Raw genomic sequence first — 13,314 nt, 5'->3', positions numbered from 1 at the left:
CATGAATAAAGTTTAAACTCTTCTTTGTTCAATTTTCCCTTAGCTTGCTTTCTAGAGTTATTCGAGAGGACAGGGTGTAGGGTGTAGAGAAATAGGGATGTATAGGGGTAGGTGAAGAGAAAAATTTACCAGAGATCTCAGTACGTAAGTGCTTTTGTGATCTTGTGGCAAGATTATGTAGTAAAAACACTCGCATAAGCCATACAATGTTAGGAAAGTTACTAGATGGGCGTTACAAAGTTGTTCAAGTCCTCAAGGCTGGAGGATTTGGTCAGACTTACATTGCTGAAGATACACGCCGTCCAGGAAATCCCAAGTGTGTTCTCAAGCTGCTGAAACCTGCGAGTTCTGACGCGTACTGCTTAGAAGTTGCGAGACGTTTATTTCATAGCGAAGCCGAAATTTTGGAACAATTGGGTAATCATGACCAAGTTCCCCGCCTTTTAGCTTATTTTGAAGAAAAAGAAGATTTTTTTTTGGTACAAGAGTTGATTGTAGGCCGTCCACTAAGCACGGAAATGCAAGTTAGTCAACCTTGGACTGAAAGCCAAGTTATTCAAATGCTACAAGATATTTTGGGTGTCTTGGAGTTTGTACATAGCTATGGTGTTATTCATCGCGACATTAAGCCAGATAATTTAATCAGACGTGACAAAGACGGCAAATTAGTTTTAATTGACTTTGGCGCAGTTAAACAAATGTGCTCTCAATTGGTAGCATCTCCGAGCCAAATAACTGCTACTGTTGCTATTGGTACTCCTGGCTATATGCCAGCAGAACAAGCGCAAGGTAAGCCACGGCACAATAGTGATATTTACGCGGTAGGTATGATTGCCATCCAAGCAATGACGGGACTATTGCCAACTCAATTTCAGGAAAACCAGGAAACAGGAGAAGTTGTTTGGCAACATCAGGCGCAAGTTTCTCCGGTATTAGGGGCGATTATGCAGAGGATGGTGTGCTATCATTACCGCGATCGCTACCAGTCAGCCACAGAAGTATTGCAAGACTTGCAGCAACTCACAAATCCCCTACTAGCAACGCAACTATCGATTCCGCCTACATACATATATAACGCTGCGCCTCCGTCAAATATACCTGTTGCAGCATCCCAACAACCATCCTCAGTACCTGTTTATGGTACAACGAAGGACTCTCGATTGCCACAACCACCTACTTGGCTAAATCCAACTCTGTCTGTGGTAAGATTTTTACCTTTTATCGGTGCATTTGGATTATTTTTATTTAAAGCTGCCACCTGGCTAGTATTACTAGGCATTGTTCTGGTAGCTTTTGGAGCAGGACTATTTTTTCTACGCTCTTGGTATCCCAGATTAGGGCGAGATTACGATGCCATTTTTGCTGTTGTGTTTTGCCTGTCTGGCATACTTCTTTTATTTCAAGAATCTCGGTCGTATGGCACTCAAGAAATACCAATTGGTCAATCTTTGCTAGCCGGAGCAGGAGTTTTTTCTGTCGCTGAATGTATTCGTTTACGTGGGAGGTAATAAACAATTTGCTTGATTATTTTGAGGTGCTTACCATGAACTCCAACAAATCACTCATCAGTTGGCAGTTAACTTTTTGTGTTCAACTTTGAAACTATCATAAACCTCAAATATGCTCAATCATCAAATCAATTCTTTAGGCATTATTTTAATAAGCGTAGCACTCTTTTTATCAGCTTTACCATTTGTACGTCCAAATTTATTTCAGCGTCAAGATATATTGTTAATTATTGTGTTTTTTATCTGTGGTTTCATTCTCCTGTTTCCAAACAAGTTGTACACCCAAGGTTTAACACAATTTAATTTGATTCTTTTGATATTTCCTGCTGTTTTCTACACTTTTGAGAGCTTGCTTTTACGAAATAAAAAAACTAGATAAGACTCAGAGGTAAAAAATCAGTCTATATGATGGTGAACTTATGAAGAAGCATCGTCATAATAATTTTGCACTGGATAAGCGTGAAAAATGAATTGTGGCTAACAACAATCGCTCTCAATGGGACTTAGGCAGATTCATCCAAACCCTCACCTATTTTGAGGTCATCCCTTTTCTCAACTGGATACAGGATTTTATCCAAGGTCGTTCTCATAGTAGCAGCGATATACCTGATGGAGCAAAACAAATGGGTGTAATATTAGTAGCAGGTGCAACGGGTGGAGTCGGTCAGCGAGTGGTACGACGACTGCTGGAACAGAATTATAAAGTACGTGCGCTTGTGCGAGACATCGACAAAGCACGGTCAATTCTTGGTAATGACGTTGAATTAGTTGTCGCAGACATTACCAAACCCGAAACTCTGACTTCCTTAGTCATGGCTGATATCCAAGCTGTGATTTGCGCCACGGCGGTGCGCGTGCAACCAGTAGAAGGAGATACCCCAGAACGCGCCAAATACTATCAAGGCATCAAATTTTACCAACCTGAAATTGTTGGCGATACTCCTGAAAATGTAGAATATCAGGGAGTGAAAAACTTAGTAGAAGCTGCTGCTAAATATCTGCCGAAAGCAGGTAAACAACTATTATTTGATTTCACAAAACCATCAACCGAATTGCAGAATACTTGGGGTGCTGTGGATGATGTCGTGATGGGTGGCGTGAGTCAAAGTAATATTCAATTGGTGGAAGAGACAGCTTTGTTTGCTGGTAATGTCTCAACCGCTAACTCTGGGGGATTTGCTTCTGTAAGAACGAGAAATTTGACTCCTCCTTTCAATTTGTCCGGTTACGAAGGTGTGGAACTGCGCTTAAGAGGTGACGGGAAGCGTTATAAATTCCTTCTGCGTACAGAGGCACAATGGGATGGTGTTGCCTATAGTTATTCTTTTGATACAGAGGCGAATACCTGGATAAATGTCCGCATTCCCTTTGCTGATATGGTTCCTGTATTTCGTGCCAAAACATTAAAAGATGGCTCGTCAATTGATGCTAGCAAAATTTGCTCATTTCAACTGATGCTGAGCAAGTTTGAATATGACGGCGAATTAAATCCCAAATTTTCTCCTGGTGGTTTCGCCTTCCAGGTGGAATCAATTCAAGCTTATGGTGGGGCAAATTTACCACAGTTTGTCTTAGTGAGTTCAGCAGGTGTAACTCGTCCCGGACGCCCCGGAATTAATTTAGATGAAGAACCGCCAGCAGTCAAATTAAATGACCAATTAGGAGGAATTTTAACGTGGAAGTTGAAGGGAGAAGATAGTTTAAGAGAAAGTGGAATCCCTTACACGATTATTAGACCATGTGCGCTGACTGAGGAACCAGGGGGCAAGGAATTTATTTGTGAGCAAGGCGACAATATCAGGGGAAAAATCAGCCGCGAGGATGTCGCTAAACTATGCGTAGAAGCGCTACAACAAAAGACAGCCTGTAACGTCACGTTTGAGGTGAAAGAGGGAGAAAATACTGCTAGTTCTATTGATTGGCAAAGGCTATTTTCTCAACTGCAACCAAACTTACTGTAGGGTACGTTAGATCCATCATCTTAGTCGTCTTTTACGCCATTACTGTCTATGTGCCGTAACGCCGTAAGTAATGGCGTGCGTTACACTGTATTAACGCACCCTACGCTTAACCTCATAGTTGGAGCAAAGCGATGAAACGTATTGGGCTGGTAGCATTAGCCCTGTTTTTAGTAATTATGTTTTGGGGCGGAGTCTTTTCAAACACCGTCTTATCTCAACAGCCAGTAGAATCACGCTTCTACAACTTAGAAGCTGACTTTAATCGTTTGGAAGCGCGGGTTAACCAGATTGAGGCGCGACTCGGTCAAAGCGGTCGGGTACCTTCTGGTGTACCAGCGACACCGCCATCATCGTCGGGTTCTAGAAGAATTGTGTCACCGCAACAACGAGATCAGATGTTCGATAGATTAGCAACTCTGGTAATAGAACTCAAGCAGCAAGTCAATCAGTTAGAGGCGCGAGTCGGTAAATTGGAGAAACGCTAGCGAGAATTGTGAAGGTCAGAGATGTTTTCCTCGCTACCCGCCAGAGCAATGCCGGCACTAAACGGAGTACCGTTATAGTGCGGGGCTTACGGCGAAAAAGCTAAAAAAATTAGAAATAACTGTGTGGCTCTCTATGAGCAGTTGGCTGAAAAAACACGTCAAGCTGCTGAACAAGCACGATGATATTGAACGATTAATTTCTCTTGCACGTAGTTATGGTTTTGACATCAGGATTTCCAGGTGAATGAAAAAGTTATACGTTATTTTTTGTATTTGCTTAGTTATCATTTCAATTTTAGCTTTTTCTAGTATTTCTTTTGCCAAAATAAGTGACCCAATTCCTGAAAAAATAGAAAAATCAAAACTAGCTGTCGGGCTGCAAGAAATTGTACAAATTCCCAAAAGCGGAACTGGGCGAAAAAAAGTAGCGCGATTGAATTTTTTAACCCATGCAGGTGATGGTAGTGGCAGATTATTTGTTAATGATATGCGAGGGAAAATTTATGTGATTCTTAATGGTAAAGCTTCTTTATACATGAATTTTAAAAATGTCGTCTGTTCAAACTTTAGCTATGAGACTTCACAACAAGGTTTTTCCTATTTTACTTTTCACCCAGAATTTGCTAAAAATGGCATCTTCTACACTGTACATAGTGAAGAAAAAAATAATTCCATTCCCGATTTTCCTGTAACCAAAAGGATTACTGATAACAAAGACAATACTATAGAAAGTTCTCACCACGATGTAATTCGGGAGTGGAAAGCTGCTAACCCTGCGGCAAATACTTTTACCGGAACATTTCGGGAAATCATGCGTATTGAACAGCCCTACGAAGACCATAATACAGGACAATTAGGCTTTAATCCCAATGCTAAACCGGGAGATAGTGATTATGGGATGTTGTATATTGCGTTGGCTGATGGGGGTAGTAATGGCTTTCCTGTCAGTGATACAGATCCCCTGGATAATGGACAGGATCTGAGTACACCTTTAGGTAAAATTCTGCGGATAGATCCTTTTGGCAAGAATGGTGCTAATGGCAAGTATGGCATTCCTGGAGATAATCCTTTTGCTAATGATAGGAATCCAAAAACATTAGGGGAAATTTGGGCTTATGGGCTGCGTAATCCCCATCGTTTTAGCTGGGATACAGGTAGCGATCGCAAAATGTTGATTGTTGATACTGGTCAGGCTTTTATTGAAGAAGTAAATCTCGGTATCAAAGGGGCTAATTATGGATGGGGAAACCGGGAAGGGACTTGGGTTATAGATCAAAAAAATGAGAATGTTCTGTTTCCTTTACCTAAAGATGATGCCAAGTATAGTTACACTTATCCCGTTGCTCAATATAGTCATCATGTACCAAAGGATTATCCAGGTTTTTATGGAATTGCAATTACAGGTGGTTATGTTTATCGGGGTAAAGCAATTCCTGAATTAATTGGTCAATATATTTTTGCTGATTTTGGCAGTGATGCGCGTTTTTTTCATGTACCTGTAGATGAACTTGTAAATGGGAAACAAGCAACAATAAAAGAATTGAGACTAGTTGATGGCAAAAAAGAAGCTACTTTTCTGCAAATTATTGGTAGCGAACGTTCTGATGTCCGGTTTGGGATAGATGAAGAAGGGGAAATTTATGTTACATCTAAGAGCGACGGGAAAGTGAGAAAACTTGTTCCAACACCAAAAAATTAATCTTGACGTGTTACAGATATCTCAATGCTGAACGGGTTGATGGCGTAGAAGATAATGCAGAAATTATGAACTATGCAATCAATCTTGCTTTTCCGGATATGTTTAAAGAAAATGCGGTATCAGCCTAGTATTAATATTAACGAATGGAGTTGGGCAGGTAAGAGTGAAAAAAACTTTACGAATAGGTGCGTGCAATTTATTACTAAGCTTTTTAACGCTACAGCAAAGCTGGGGGAATACCTCCGCTAGCATCCCAGCCATTATGAACAGTAACGCCAAGGTAGAAAAGTTATCTAGTGGTTTAAAATTCACAGAAGGACCAGTCTGGAATCCAAGCGGCTTTTTATTCTTCAGTGATATCCCCGCCGATACAATCTATAAATGGACAACTAACGGTAAACTTGCTGTATTTCGTCGTCCTGCAGGAAATCCCAACGGTAATACTTTTGATCGACAAGGACGATTAATTACTGCTCAGCATAACCGCCAACTGACACGCACAGAAAAAAATGGTAAAATCACAATATTGGCTGAACGCTACCAAGGAAAACGTCTCAATAGTCCTAACGATGTTGTAGTTAAGTCGGATAGTAGTATTTATTTTACTGACCCGCCCTACGGTATTCAAAAAGAACAGGAAGAACTCGACTTTTATGGTATCTATCGCTGGAAACCAGATGGAACGCTAACTTTGTTGAACAAAGAGATGGTGCGTCCCAATGGAATTGCTTTCTCGCCAGATGATAAAAAATTATACGTTAATGATTCCGAAAAATTACATATCCGCGTTTTTGATGTCCAAGCAGATGGGACATTAGCTAACAGCAGGGTGTTTGCAGAGTTGCCTGGACCCACAGACAAAGGTGTACCTGATGGTATGAAGGTGGATGTTAAAGGTAATGTTTACTGTAGCGGTTCAGGAGGTGTGTGGATTTTCTCACCCACAGGTCAACTTCTCGGCAAAATTGCGGTTCCCGAAACAGTGACAAATTTAGCTTGGGGCAATAAAGATTATAAAACGCTTTATATTACAGCAGGAAATAGTATTTACCGCATTCGCTTGAATATTGCAGGGGTTAAACCGGGGCAGAATAATTTGTAATACCTTTTTTGATTGAACGTTGGCTATTGAATTACAGTTGCGTTTTTATTGATAGAAGCTTGGACTTTTCAAATTAATTAAATAGTGAATATGTTAAGCATTAATCTGAACTTCTCAACACAAGAATGCTGAGTCATTTTCTGAAGAAGTGGATATTGTAAAGTTACAATTATACTTTGTATAAACGATGAAGGCTAAAAGCTTGCTATTATTTGGTTTGGGATTCTTGCTTACAGTTTTTTGTTGTTTAGAAGTAAACGCAAATATCCCGGCAAAAATTACAGTCACAAAAACCAATTACCAAGGCTGGCGAGATTCTTATATTTTAAGTAATGGTCAAGTGGAAGCGGTTGTTGTTCCAAAAGTTGGACGGATCATGCAGTTTCGCTTCAAGGGTGGAGAAGGTCCATTCTGGGAAAATCCCCAAGTGTATGGTAAAGCACCTAACGTCAAATCTAAAGAATGGGGTTATTTTGGTGCTGGGGGTGATAAAACGTGGCCTGCACCCCAATCTGAATGGGAAAAAATCACAGGACGAGGTTGGCCTCCACCAGCTACGTTTGATTCTATAGCAGTTACAGCAAGAGTTAATCGCAGCGAGGTGACGCTGATTTCTGCGATTGACCCTTTCTACGGCATTAGGTTCTACCGTAAAATTACACTTGAACCTAAAAAACCTGTAATGAGGGTCACCACGACTTACGAAAAAGTCAAGGGTAAGTCAAAAGATGTTTCAGTATGGATAGTTACACAGTTACGCGACCCCGTTGCAGTCTACACAGCCCTACCCCAAACGTCGATTTTTCCTGAAGGGTATAACAAGCAATCTGAAGATTTACCAGCTAACTTAAAGGTAGACAACGGCTTATTGTCCTTGACACGCGATCGCAATAAATCCCATAAAATAGGCTGCGATGCTAGTACATTATTATGGATGGATGAAAAAGTCGCAGTCCGCATTGACTCACCAAGAGTATCTGGAGCGAGTTATCCCGACAACAACAGTAGTGCCGAAATTTATACCAACTTAGACCCAAAGGCTTACGTAGAGCTTGAATTCCTCAGTACGCTAAAAACACTGCGAGTTGGGGAAAAAATGGATTTAACTACCACATATACTTTAATTCCACGCATAACTGAGAATGCTGAACAAGAAGCCAGAACAATTCTGGGACGATAATTAAGGCAGGTTACGGAGAGCGGATTTTTTTGAAAACTGCATAAGTTGATTTTGCTGCCAACTATTACTTTTACAGAGGGGAAGGAAATAACTTTCACCTTCAAAACAACTGTACTCAACCTGAACCCAGGAGAATTATGTCTACCCAAGCTCATCCTATTCTGAAAAAAGGTGACCACGGTCCAGAAGTCAAGCGTCTGCAAGAGTTGCTGAATCAAGCTGACCGCAAAAAAAACTTTGGAAATCCTCCTCCTCTAAATGCTGATGGAGAATTTGGACCCAATACTGAGACTGGTGTTAAGAATTTCCAAAAATTTTATGGACTAACGATTGATGGAGTTGCTGGTCCTAAAACCTGGGCGAAATTAGAGGAAGTGGTACGTTAGCCGAAGGCATGGAGTACTTCACTTGAGAACCCCTGTCTGTTTGTTGCCCCAAGCAGACGGGGTTTTAGTTTGGAGATAATTTTTAAAAGAGTCAAGCGTTTTTGGTGTACTGTTGTATTTTATCTGTTACTTGTAGTAACAACGCTCAATCCACATTCGCATTTCTTCTTCAGAACCAAAACAAGCAGAACGTCCTGTCAAGGGGTCATACGCGTGCCAAGAAAAAGTACGACCATGACGATCTGATTCTTGCCATACTTGCAGTTCAGATCTGCTAACTAACCATATTACAAAATGTTGCCAAACGTTTTTTATCTTTGGCAATATTTCTTTTGAGAAATTAAATGTTTGCATAGCAAAATTTCCGAGCGTGAATTTAAGAAGTTTTGAGTGATGAGTACCAAATGCTAAGTAAAAATGACTCAGCACTGATTGCTTATTACTATTTGGTGAACTATTACTTTTAGCTTCGCTTAAGAATTTTTTAGTGAGAAGGTACACTTTTTGTAAATTTGTACTAGTACAGTTACGCCTCTTGACAACTGTTCTATTAAAAATTTCACAAACTGTACTAGGTCAATAAAGGAAAAATCCCTTATAGTGCCAGTATTGATGATTTTGTAGTCATTAATTGAGTGCGCCAATATGAAAATTTTGTTGGAACGGCAATCAGCCAAACCCCTATACTTGCAGATACGCGATCGCATAAGTCGTCTCATTAAATCTGGCGCACTGCAAAGCGGCGATCGCCTCCCCTCAATCCGCTCTTTAGCTGAAAGTTTGCAAGTTAACAAACTCACAATTATTGAGGCTTATCAGGTTTTAGAAGCGGATGGTGTTGTTTGTGCGCGTCAGGGATCTGGATATTTTGTTAACAGTGTCATTCCTTCTGCCAATTTAAAGTCAACATTTGCCCCTGCACAAAATGTCATTATTCCAGAGCAAGGAACAAGTTGTTTTTTTGATATGTACACGGCAGGGGTGCATGCACAATCTCAGCCTGGAATGATTAACTTTAGCCTTGGTTTTCCTCATCCGCCAAAAGACATAGATTTAATTGCTAGACGAGCGCTCAGACAAGCTCCTGATACCTTGTTTCAATATGACTTGCCTCAAGGACAACTCACTCTGCGCAGGCAAATTGCTCAGATGTTGATTCAACAAGGAATGGAGGTATCAGCAGACAATTTGATTATTACCAATGGCTCTGAACAAGGGCTATCGTTGGCAATACAACATCATATACAACCAGGTGACTGGGTGATTGTTGAAACACCAACATATTTTGGGGCGATCGCCATTCTAGAAAAATTAAGAGCCAAAATTATCGGCATTCCTATGAGTGCCGAAGGGATGAATCTTGAGTTATTAGAGCAATATCTCAAAAGCCATCGCCCAAAATTAATTTATACCATTAGTACTGTGCAGAACCCCACAGGGATAACAACAACTCAGGCACATCGCCAACAATTACTGAGATTAGCAGAGAAATACGAGTGCCCAATTTTAGAAGATAATGCTTATGAAGGATTGTGTTTTGAGTCTGTACCAGCACCAATAAAAGCTTTAGACAAACAAGATTTGGTAACTTATATAGGCACTTTTTCTAAAACTTTGATGCCTGGGTTACGAGTCGGCTATATGGTGGTGACAGGCAAACATTATCAAGCAATTATCGAGGAGAAGTTACTCCATGACCTTCACACATCCACCATTTCTCAAGCAATAGTCAGCGAGTACCTAGCATCAGGGCATCTGCGCCGTTATCTCAACCAACTGCGTGCAGAACTCCTTCAAAGCCGTAATCTTATGCTCCAAGCCTTAGAGCATTACTTTCCCGAAGAAGCACGATGGACTGTTCCCAACGGTGGATTATTTCTTTGGGTACAGTTGCCGGATAATGTTCCTACAAAGACAATTCGTATCGAAGCCTTGTCTCAAAGTGTCTTAGTTGCTTGTAGTTCGGTGTTTTTCCCTGATAAGCAAGGTTATCCAGCTATGCGGTTAACTTTTTGTCTCACGCCGGAGGAAATTGAGACAGCTATCTCTATTTTAGGTAAATTACTGAAAAAACATCTTTACAAAGCGTCTGATAGGATATCTAGACCTCAAACGCTTGCTCATAGTATTTAGATCCCCCTAGTCTATCAAGCTGTTGACCGCCAAGTTATGCGATCGCAACGACAAATTGTTCTCCTTACAGAAAAATTCAGATGCTATGGCTGTGCCTCCAGAAATTCCAGACAGCTTTTGACAAAAATAGACATGAAGTTTTCGTTCCAATGGGCAAGACTTTTTGCCTTTTGTAAGGCGTTCTCCGTAAGTCCATAAGCCTCAGCTTGTGCTATTAACAAACCTTCCCATGTTGGTGTGGCGATAGTCTTTGCCACTCCTAACCCAGAGAGTGTAATGGCATTGAGTTGATGTTCTAGGTGTTTGGGAAAGACTAACTGAGGAATGCCTGCAAGTAAACAAGTAATAGCCGTCGTTGAGCTTCCGTGGTGAATTGCCAGGGACTTCCCCGCTAGAACTTCGGTTAAGGGTTTAAAGTCAGATTGAGGTCTAAGAGTTTGCAGCACCAAGTCACGGTACGGATAGTCATCGTATAAATAAGCCCAAGCAGGACCATCACTGGAGTGCAGATTTTTTGGAATAGGTGTAATGTGTACGCTAAGATACTGCTGACACTCAGTCCGCAGATACCGATAAGGATCTAATTCAGGAATGCCAAAGATAAAACTGGCATCCCCAGACAGAACTTCCCCTAAGAGTGCATCTGACTTAACAACTTCACGAACCGTTTTGCTGACCTGCTCTTGGTGTTTTTCTGATTCAGACGGGGTGGGAAATCTTAAGGGCGGAAATACTTCAATCGGTGGTGGTACTGCAAAGCTGTCTCCCGTGACAATTGTGGGTATAATATTGCGAGCTGCCAACACTAAACCAGGCGCAAAATCAGTAATAACTAAGCTTGGTTTAACCTCTAAAAGAACAGATTGCCATGCCTGTAGGTGCGATCGCAGTAGATTTGCATTACCAAAACCAAACGTTTCCAGGATATCTGCGAACGTATAGGATTCAGACCTTCCAGAAAATGGCAGGAGCGGGGCACAAACAATTTTCCACGGAAAACTCATGCCTTTGATTTTATAAGATTTCAAAGCAAAGACTGGTTCAACTCCGTACGATTCCAATGTCCGAGCCAGTGCCGCCAGACGTTGAATGTGTCCCTGTCCTCCTCCCAGTTCCCATCCAAATAGGACTTTCATCAATTTTTACTGTTTTTGGGATGCTGCCTTTTTCTTAAGGGCTATGGAAAACAGACCTGCCAACAACCAACCACCTATGGTTGTTGGTTCCGGAACCGGGGTGGTAGTGCGTTGAGAAAGCTGTGGTTTGCCAGATATAGAGTATACAAAAGGACCTCGTATGGCAGTGGCATTAAAACGCGGTTCAGCAAAACCCGGTCTAGGAATGGCAAAGATAGAAAAATTCGTTTGTACGGTATTGCTCTCCACTTGAGATCCGCTAATGAATAAGTCTGTTGCCGTGCCACCATAGCCGCTTATATCTGCAAGTGAGAATTGGCGTCCTAGGAAGTTAAAATTAAAATCTGTCAAAGGAAACAAAGAGAGATTAAGAGATGGTGGAGGCACTATGACGGGTGTTGATGCGTCATCAAAGCTGTAAAAACCTGAAAGCGGCTGCTCTATCGTTAGTGGTGGTCCGCCGTAGGCAGCGTTTTGAGTAACGTCAGTGATCGTGAAATCAACGGTAATGACGGCAGCACTTGCTGGGTTCGCTTTCATTGCAGTCAGACCCAAAGCAACGCCAGCAGTGGTAACTGCTAGTTTTTGGTTTAGCTTCATTTTTTTGTTTAGTATGGGTTACCTATGTCACAAGAACCCGCTGTATGGACTTACCCGTTATGTCTCTTACTTTTACCAAGTACTGGTAGAAAATTTACCTTGATTTATAAAATATTTTCTCAAGCTTCATTGGAACTTTATAAATATAGGCGCTTTGCGGTAAAGATGTCGGTAAATATCAAGGCTTCTGGACTCATTTAGAACATTGCCACGGGGGAACTTTAGACTCAATCCCCCCTGGTTATATCTATGCTTTCACTCTCGCCAACACCTAGCAACTAAGTCATCGCCAAAGTCGGATGATGAGACTGACCCCAACTGCCCAGCCAACCGATACCATCCAGCCTGCTAGAATATCGCTGGGATAATGCACACCCAGATACAACCGCGTCCAGCCGATAACCAATACAAAAATTGTCCCGACAATCAAAACCAACCAGCGCCATCGGCTACCCCAAGTTAAAATGACTAAGACTGCCACGAACGTCATGCTCGACATCGCATGACCGCTAGGAAATCCGTAGTCAAATTCTGGTGCAGGTGACTCCCATAAGTGGGGACGGACTCGATGCAGCAGTACCTTCGCTGTCCGGTTGATGATGATGCTACCGAGTAAGGTGACAATCAAATAAGTTAGCGATCGCCACCGTCGGCGGTTAAATAGCACTAGCGCGGTGACAGTAGCAATCGGAAACACACCCCAAAACACACCCAATTTAGTCAGCATTGTTACCACAACGTCTAGTTGAGGATTGGCTGTGCTGTGAACTGCCAATAGTATGGGTACATCCCACGGAAAGCCACCTTCATTCTCCCAAACATCCTCTGCCAGTTCCCCAAAAACCAGCAAAGGTAAAAAGACTCCGAGCAATAGCAGCAGCAGCGATCGCCAATGGGTAATCAGCAGTTGCTGGACAAATCTAAAAAAGGATTGCAAAAGCTGCCAGAGCCGTGCGTTAAACATTCACCTACCTAAACCCTACTCAGGGATGGGGAATTCCGCCGAACTAGTTAAGCGTCAAACTCTCTATTGGTCTAATGTACCCTGATCTAACCAGTGTCAGATATTGTGACGTTCTCCCCACCCTGCCTGACGGCTCTTGGTGGGGCTTCTACAAGTCGCC

At 41.8% G+C, this 13,314-nt stretch carries 14 protein-coding genes; 10 read left to right on the top strand and 4 right to left on the bottom strand.

The genetic code is table 11. The features are described 5' to 3' along the window. Positions 1-206: 206 nt before the first annotated feature. The 9 genes from AACT52_RS17245 (at position 207) to AACT52_RS17205 (ending at position 8,321) form a co-directional block, all read left to right on the top strand. Complete coding sequence (locus tag AACT52_RS17245; RefSeq protein ID WP_073632600.1) at positions 207-1,508, top strand: protein kinase domain-containing protein; 1,302 nt, start codon at positions 207-209, stop codon at positions 1,506-1,508. Positions 1,509-1,620: 112 nt separating this feature from the next. After that, positions 1,621-1,887 (top strand): Ycf66 family protein, encoded by a 267-nt coding sequence (locus AACT52_RS17240; protein WP_073632598.1) that lies wholly within the window; start codon positions 1,621-1,623, stop codon positions 1,885-1,887. A gap of 94 nt (positions 1,888-1,981) precedes the next feature. Beyond that, positions 1,982-3,469 (top strand): CIA30 family protein, encoded by a 1,488-nt coding sequence (locus AACT52_RS17235; protein ID WP_073632596.1) that lies wholly within the window; start codon positions 1,982-1,984, stop codon positions 3,467-3,469. Positions 3,470-3,600: 131 nt separating this feature from the next. Then, positions 3,601-3,954, top strand: coding sequence for a hypothetical protein (locus AACT52_RS17230; RefSeq protein WP_073632594.1), 354 nt, complete (start codon positions 3,601-3,603; stop codon positions 3,952-3,954). 244 nt (positions 3,955-4,198) lie between these two features. Continuing rightward, positions 4,199-5,653, top strand: coding sequence for a PQQ-dependent sugar dehydrogenase (locus tag AACT52_RS17225; protein WP_073632592.1), 1,455 nt, complete (start codon positions 4,199-4,201; stop codon positions 5,651-5,653). A 2-nt stretch (positions 5,654-5,655) separates the two neighbouring features. Beyond that, positions 5,656-5,781 (top strand): hypothetical protein, encoded by a 126-nt coding sequence (locus AACT52_RS17220; RefSeq protein ID WP_272937108.1) that lies wholly within the window; start codon positions 5,656-5,658, stop codon positions 5,779-5,781. Between the two features lie 134 nt (positions 5,782-5,915). After that, positions 5,916-6,755: an SMP-30/gluconolactonase/LRE family protein gene (locus tag AACT52_RS17215; RefSeq protein ID WP_083630392.1), complete on the top strand. Its 840-nt coding sequence runs from the start codon at positions 5,916-5,918 to the stop codon at positions 6,753-6,755. A 187-nt stretch (positions 6,756-6,942) separates the two neighbouring features. Then, positions 6,943-7,935: a DUF4380 domain-containing protein gene (locus AACT52_RS17210; RefSeq protein ID WP_073632589.1), complete on the top strand. Its 993-nt coding sequence runs from the start codon at positions 6,943-6,945 to the stop codon at positions 7,933-7,935. Between the two features lie 137 nt (positions 7,936-8,072). Next, positions 8,073-8,321 carry a peptidoglycan-binding domain-containing protein gene (locus AACT52_RS17205; RefSeq protein ID WP_073632587.1) on the top strand — a complete coding sequence of 83 codons (249 nt, stop codon included), beginning with the start codon at positions 8,073-8,075 and terminating at the stop codon, positions 8,319-8,321. Positions 8,322-8,447: 126 nt separating this feature from the next. On the opposite strand, the gene AACT52_RS17200 is transcribed toward AACT52_RS17205, so the two are convergent. Further along, positions 8,448-8,675: a hypothetical protein gene (locus AACT52_RS17200; RefSeq protein WP_073632699.1), complete on the bottom strand. Its 228-nt coding sequence runs from the start codon at positions 8,673-8,675 to the stop codon at positions 8,448-8,450. Between the two features lie 291 nt (positions 8,676-8,966). Between AACT52_RS17200 and AACT52_RS17195 the strand changes: the two genes are divergently transcribed. Continuing rightward, positions 8,967-10,454, top strand: a complete 1,488-nt coding sequence (locus tag AACT52_RS17195; protein ID WP_073632585.1) for an aminotransferase-like domain-containing protein — start codon at positions 8,967-8,969, stop codon at positions 10,452-10,454. An 83-nt stretch (positions 10,455-10,537) separates the two neighbouring features. Here the strand turns inward: AACT52_RS17195 and AACT52_RS17190 are convergent, their stop codons facing one another. From AACT52_RS17190 to AACT52_RS17180, 3 genes are all read right to left on the bottom strand, one after another. After that, on the bottom strand, positions 10,538-11,590 hold the full coding sequence (locus AACT52_RS17190; RefSeq protein WP_073632583.1) for a glycosyltransferase: 1,053 nt from the start codon (positions 11,588-11,590) through the stop codon (positions 10,538-10,540). 6 nt (positions 11,591-11,596) lie between these two features. Then, positions 11,597-12,190, bottom strand: coding sequence for a PEP-CTERM sorting domain-containing protein (locus AACT52_RS17185; protein ID WP_073632582.1), 594 nt, complete (start codon positions 12,188-12,190; stop codon positions 11,597-11,599). Positions 12,191-12,473: 283 nt separating this feature from the next. Continuing rightward, complete coding sequence (locus tag AACT52_RS17180; protein ID WP_073632580.1) at positions 12,474-13,154, bottom strand: phosphatase PAP2 family protein; 681 nt, start codon at positions 13,152-13,154, stop codon at positions 12,474-12,476. Positions 13,155-13,314 lie beyond the last annotated feature (160 nt).

The organism is Scytonema sp. HK-05 (assembly GCF_963872035.1).
In the GTDB taxonomy this organism is placed as follows: Bacteria; Cyanobacteriota; Cyanobacteriia; order Cyanobacteriales; family Nostocaceae; genus Kalymmatonema.
Note: the sequence above shows the minus strand (reverse complement) of the source record. Positions and strands in the feature narration are given on the sequence as shown.

Bases quoted from the DNA above. Each gene is read 5' to 3' on its own strand.
- AACT52_RS17245 (WP_073632600.1), top strand. From the start codon at position 207: ATGTTAGGAAAGTTACTAGATGGGCGTTACAAAGTTGTTCAAGTCCTC.
- AACT52_RS17240 (WP_073632598.1), top strand. From the start codon at position 1,621: ATGCTCAATCATCAAATCAATTCTTTAGGCATTATTTTAATAAGCGTA.
- AACT52_RS17230 (WP_073632594.1), top strand. From the start codon at position 3,601: ATGAAACGTATTGGGCTGGTAGCATTAGCCCTGTTTTTAGTAATTATG.
- AACT52_RS17225 (WP_073632592.1), top strand. From the start codon at position 4,199: ATGAAAAAGTTATACGTTATTTTTTGTATTTGCTTAGTTATCATTTCA.
- AACT52_RS17215 (WP_083630392.1), top strand. From the start codon at position 5,916: ATGAACAGTAACGCCAAGGTAGAAAAGTTATCTAGTGGTTTAAAATTC.
- AACT52_RS17210 (WP_073632589.1), top strand. From the start codon at position 6,943: ATGAAGGCTAAAAGCTTGCTATTATTTGGTTTGGGATTCTTGCTTACA.
- AACT52_RS17205 (WP_073632587.1), top strand. From the start codon at position 8,073: ATGTCTACCCAAGCTCATCCTATTCTGAAAAAAGGTGACCACGGTCCA.
- AACT52_RS17200 (WP_073632699.1), bottom strand. From the start codon at position 8,675: ATGCAAACATTTAATTTCTCAAAAGAAATATTGCCAAAGATAAAAAAC.
- AACT52_RS17195 (WP_073632585.1), top strand. From the start codon at position 8,967: ATGAAAATTTTGTTGGAACGGCAATCAGCCAAACCCCTATACTTGCAG.
- AACT52_RS17190 (WP_073632583.1), bottom strand. From the start codon at position 11,590: ATGAAAGTCCTATTTGGATGGGAACTGGGAGGAGGACAGGGACACATT.
- AACT52_RS17185 (WP_073632582.1), bottom strand. From the start codon at position 12,190: ATGAAGCTAAACCAAAAACTAGCAGTTACCACTGCTGGCGTTGCTTTG.
- AACT52_RS17180 (WP_073632580.1), bottom strand. From the start codon at position 13,154: ATGTTTAACGCACGGCTCTGGCAGCTTTTGCAATCCTTTTTTAGATTT.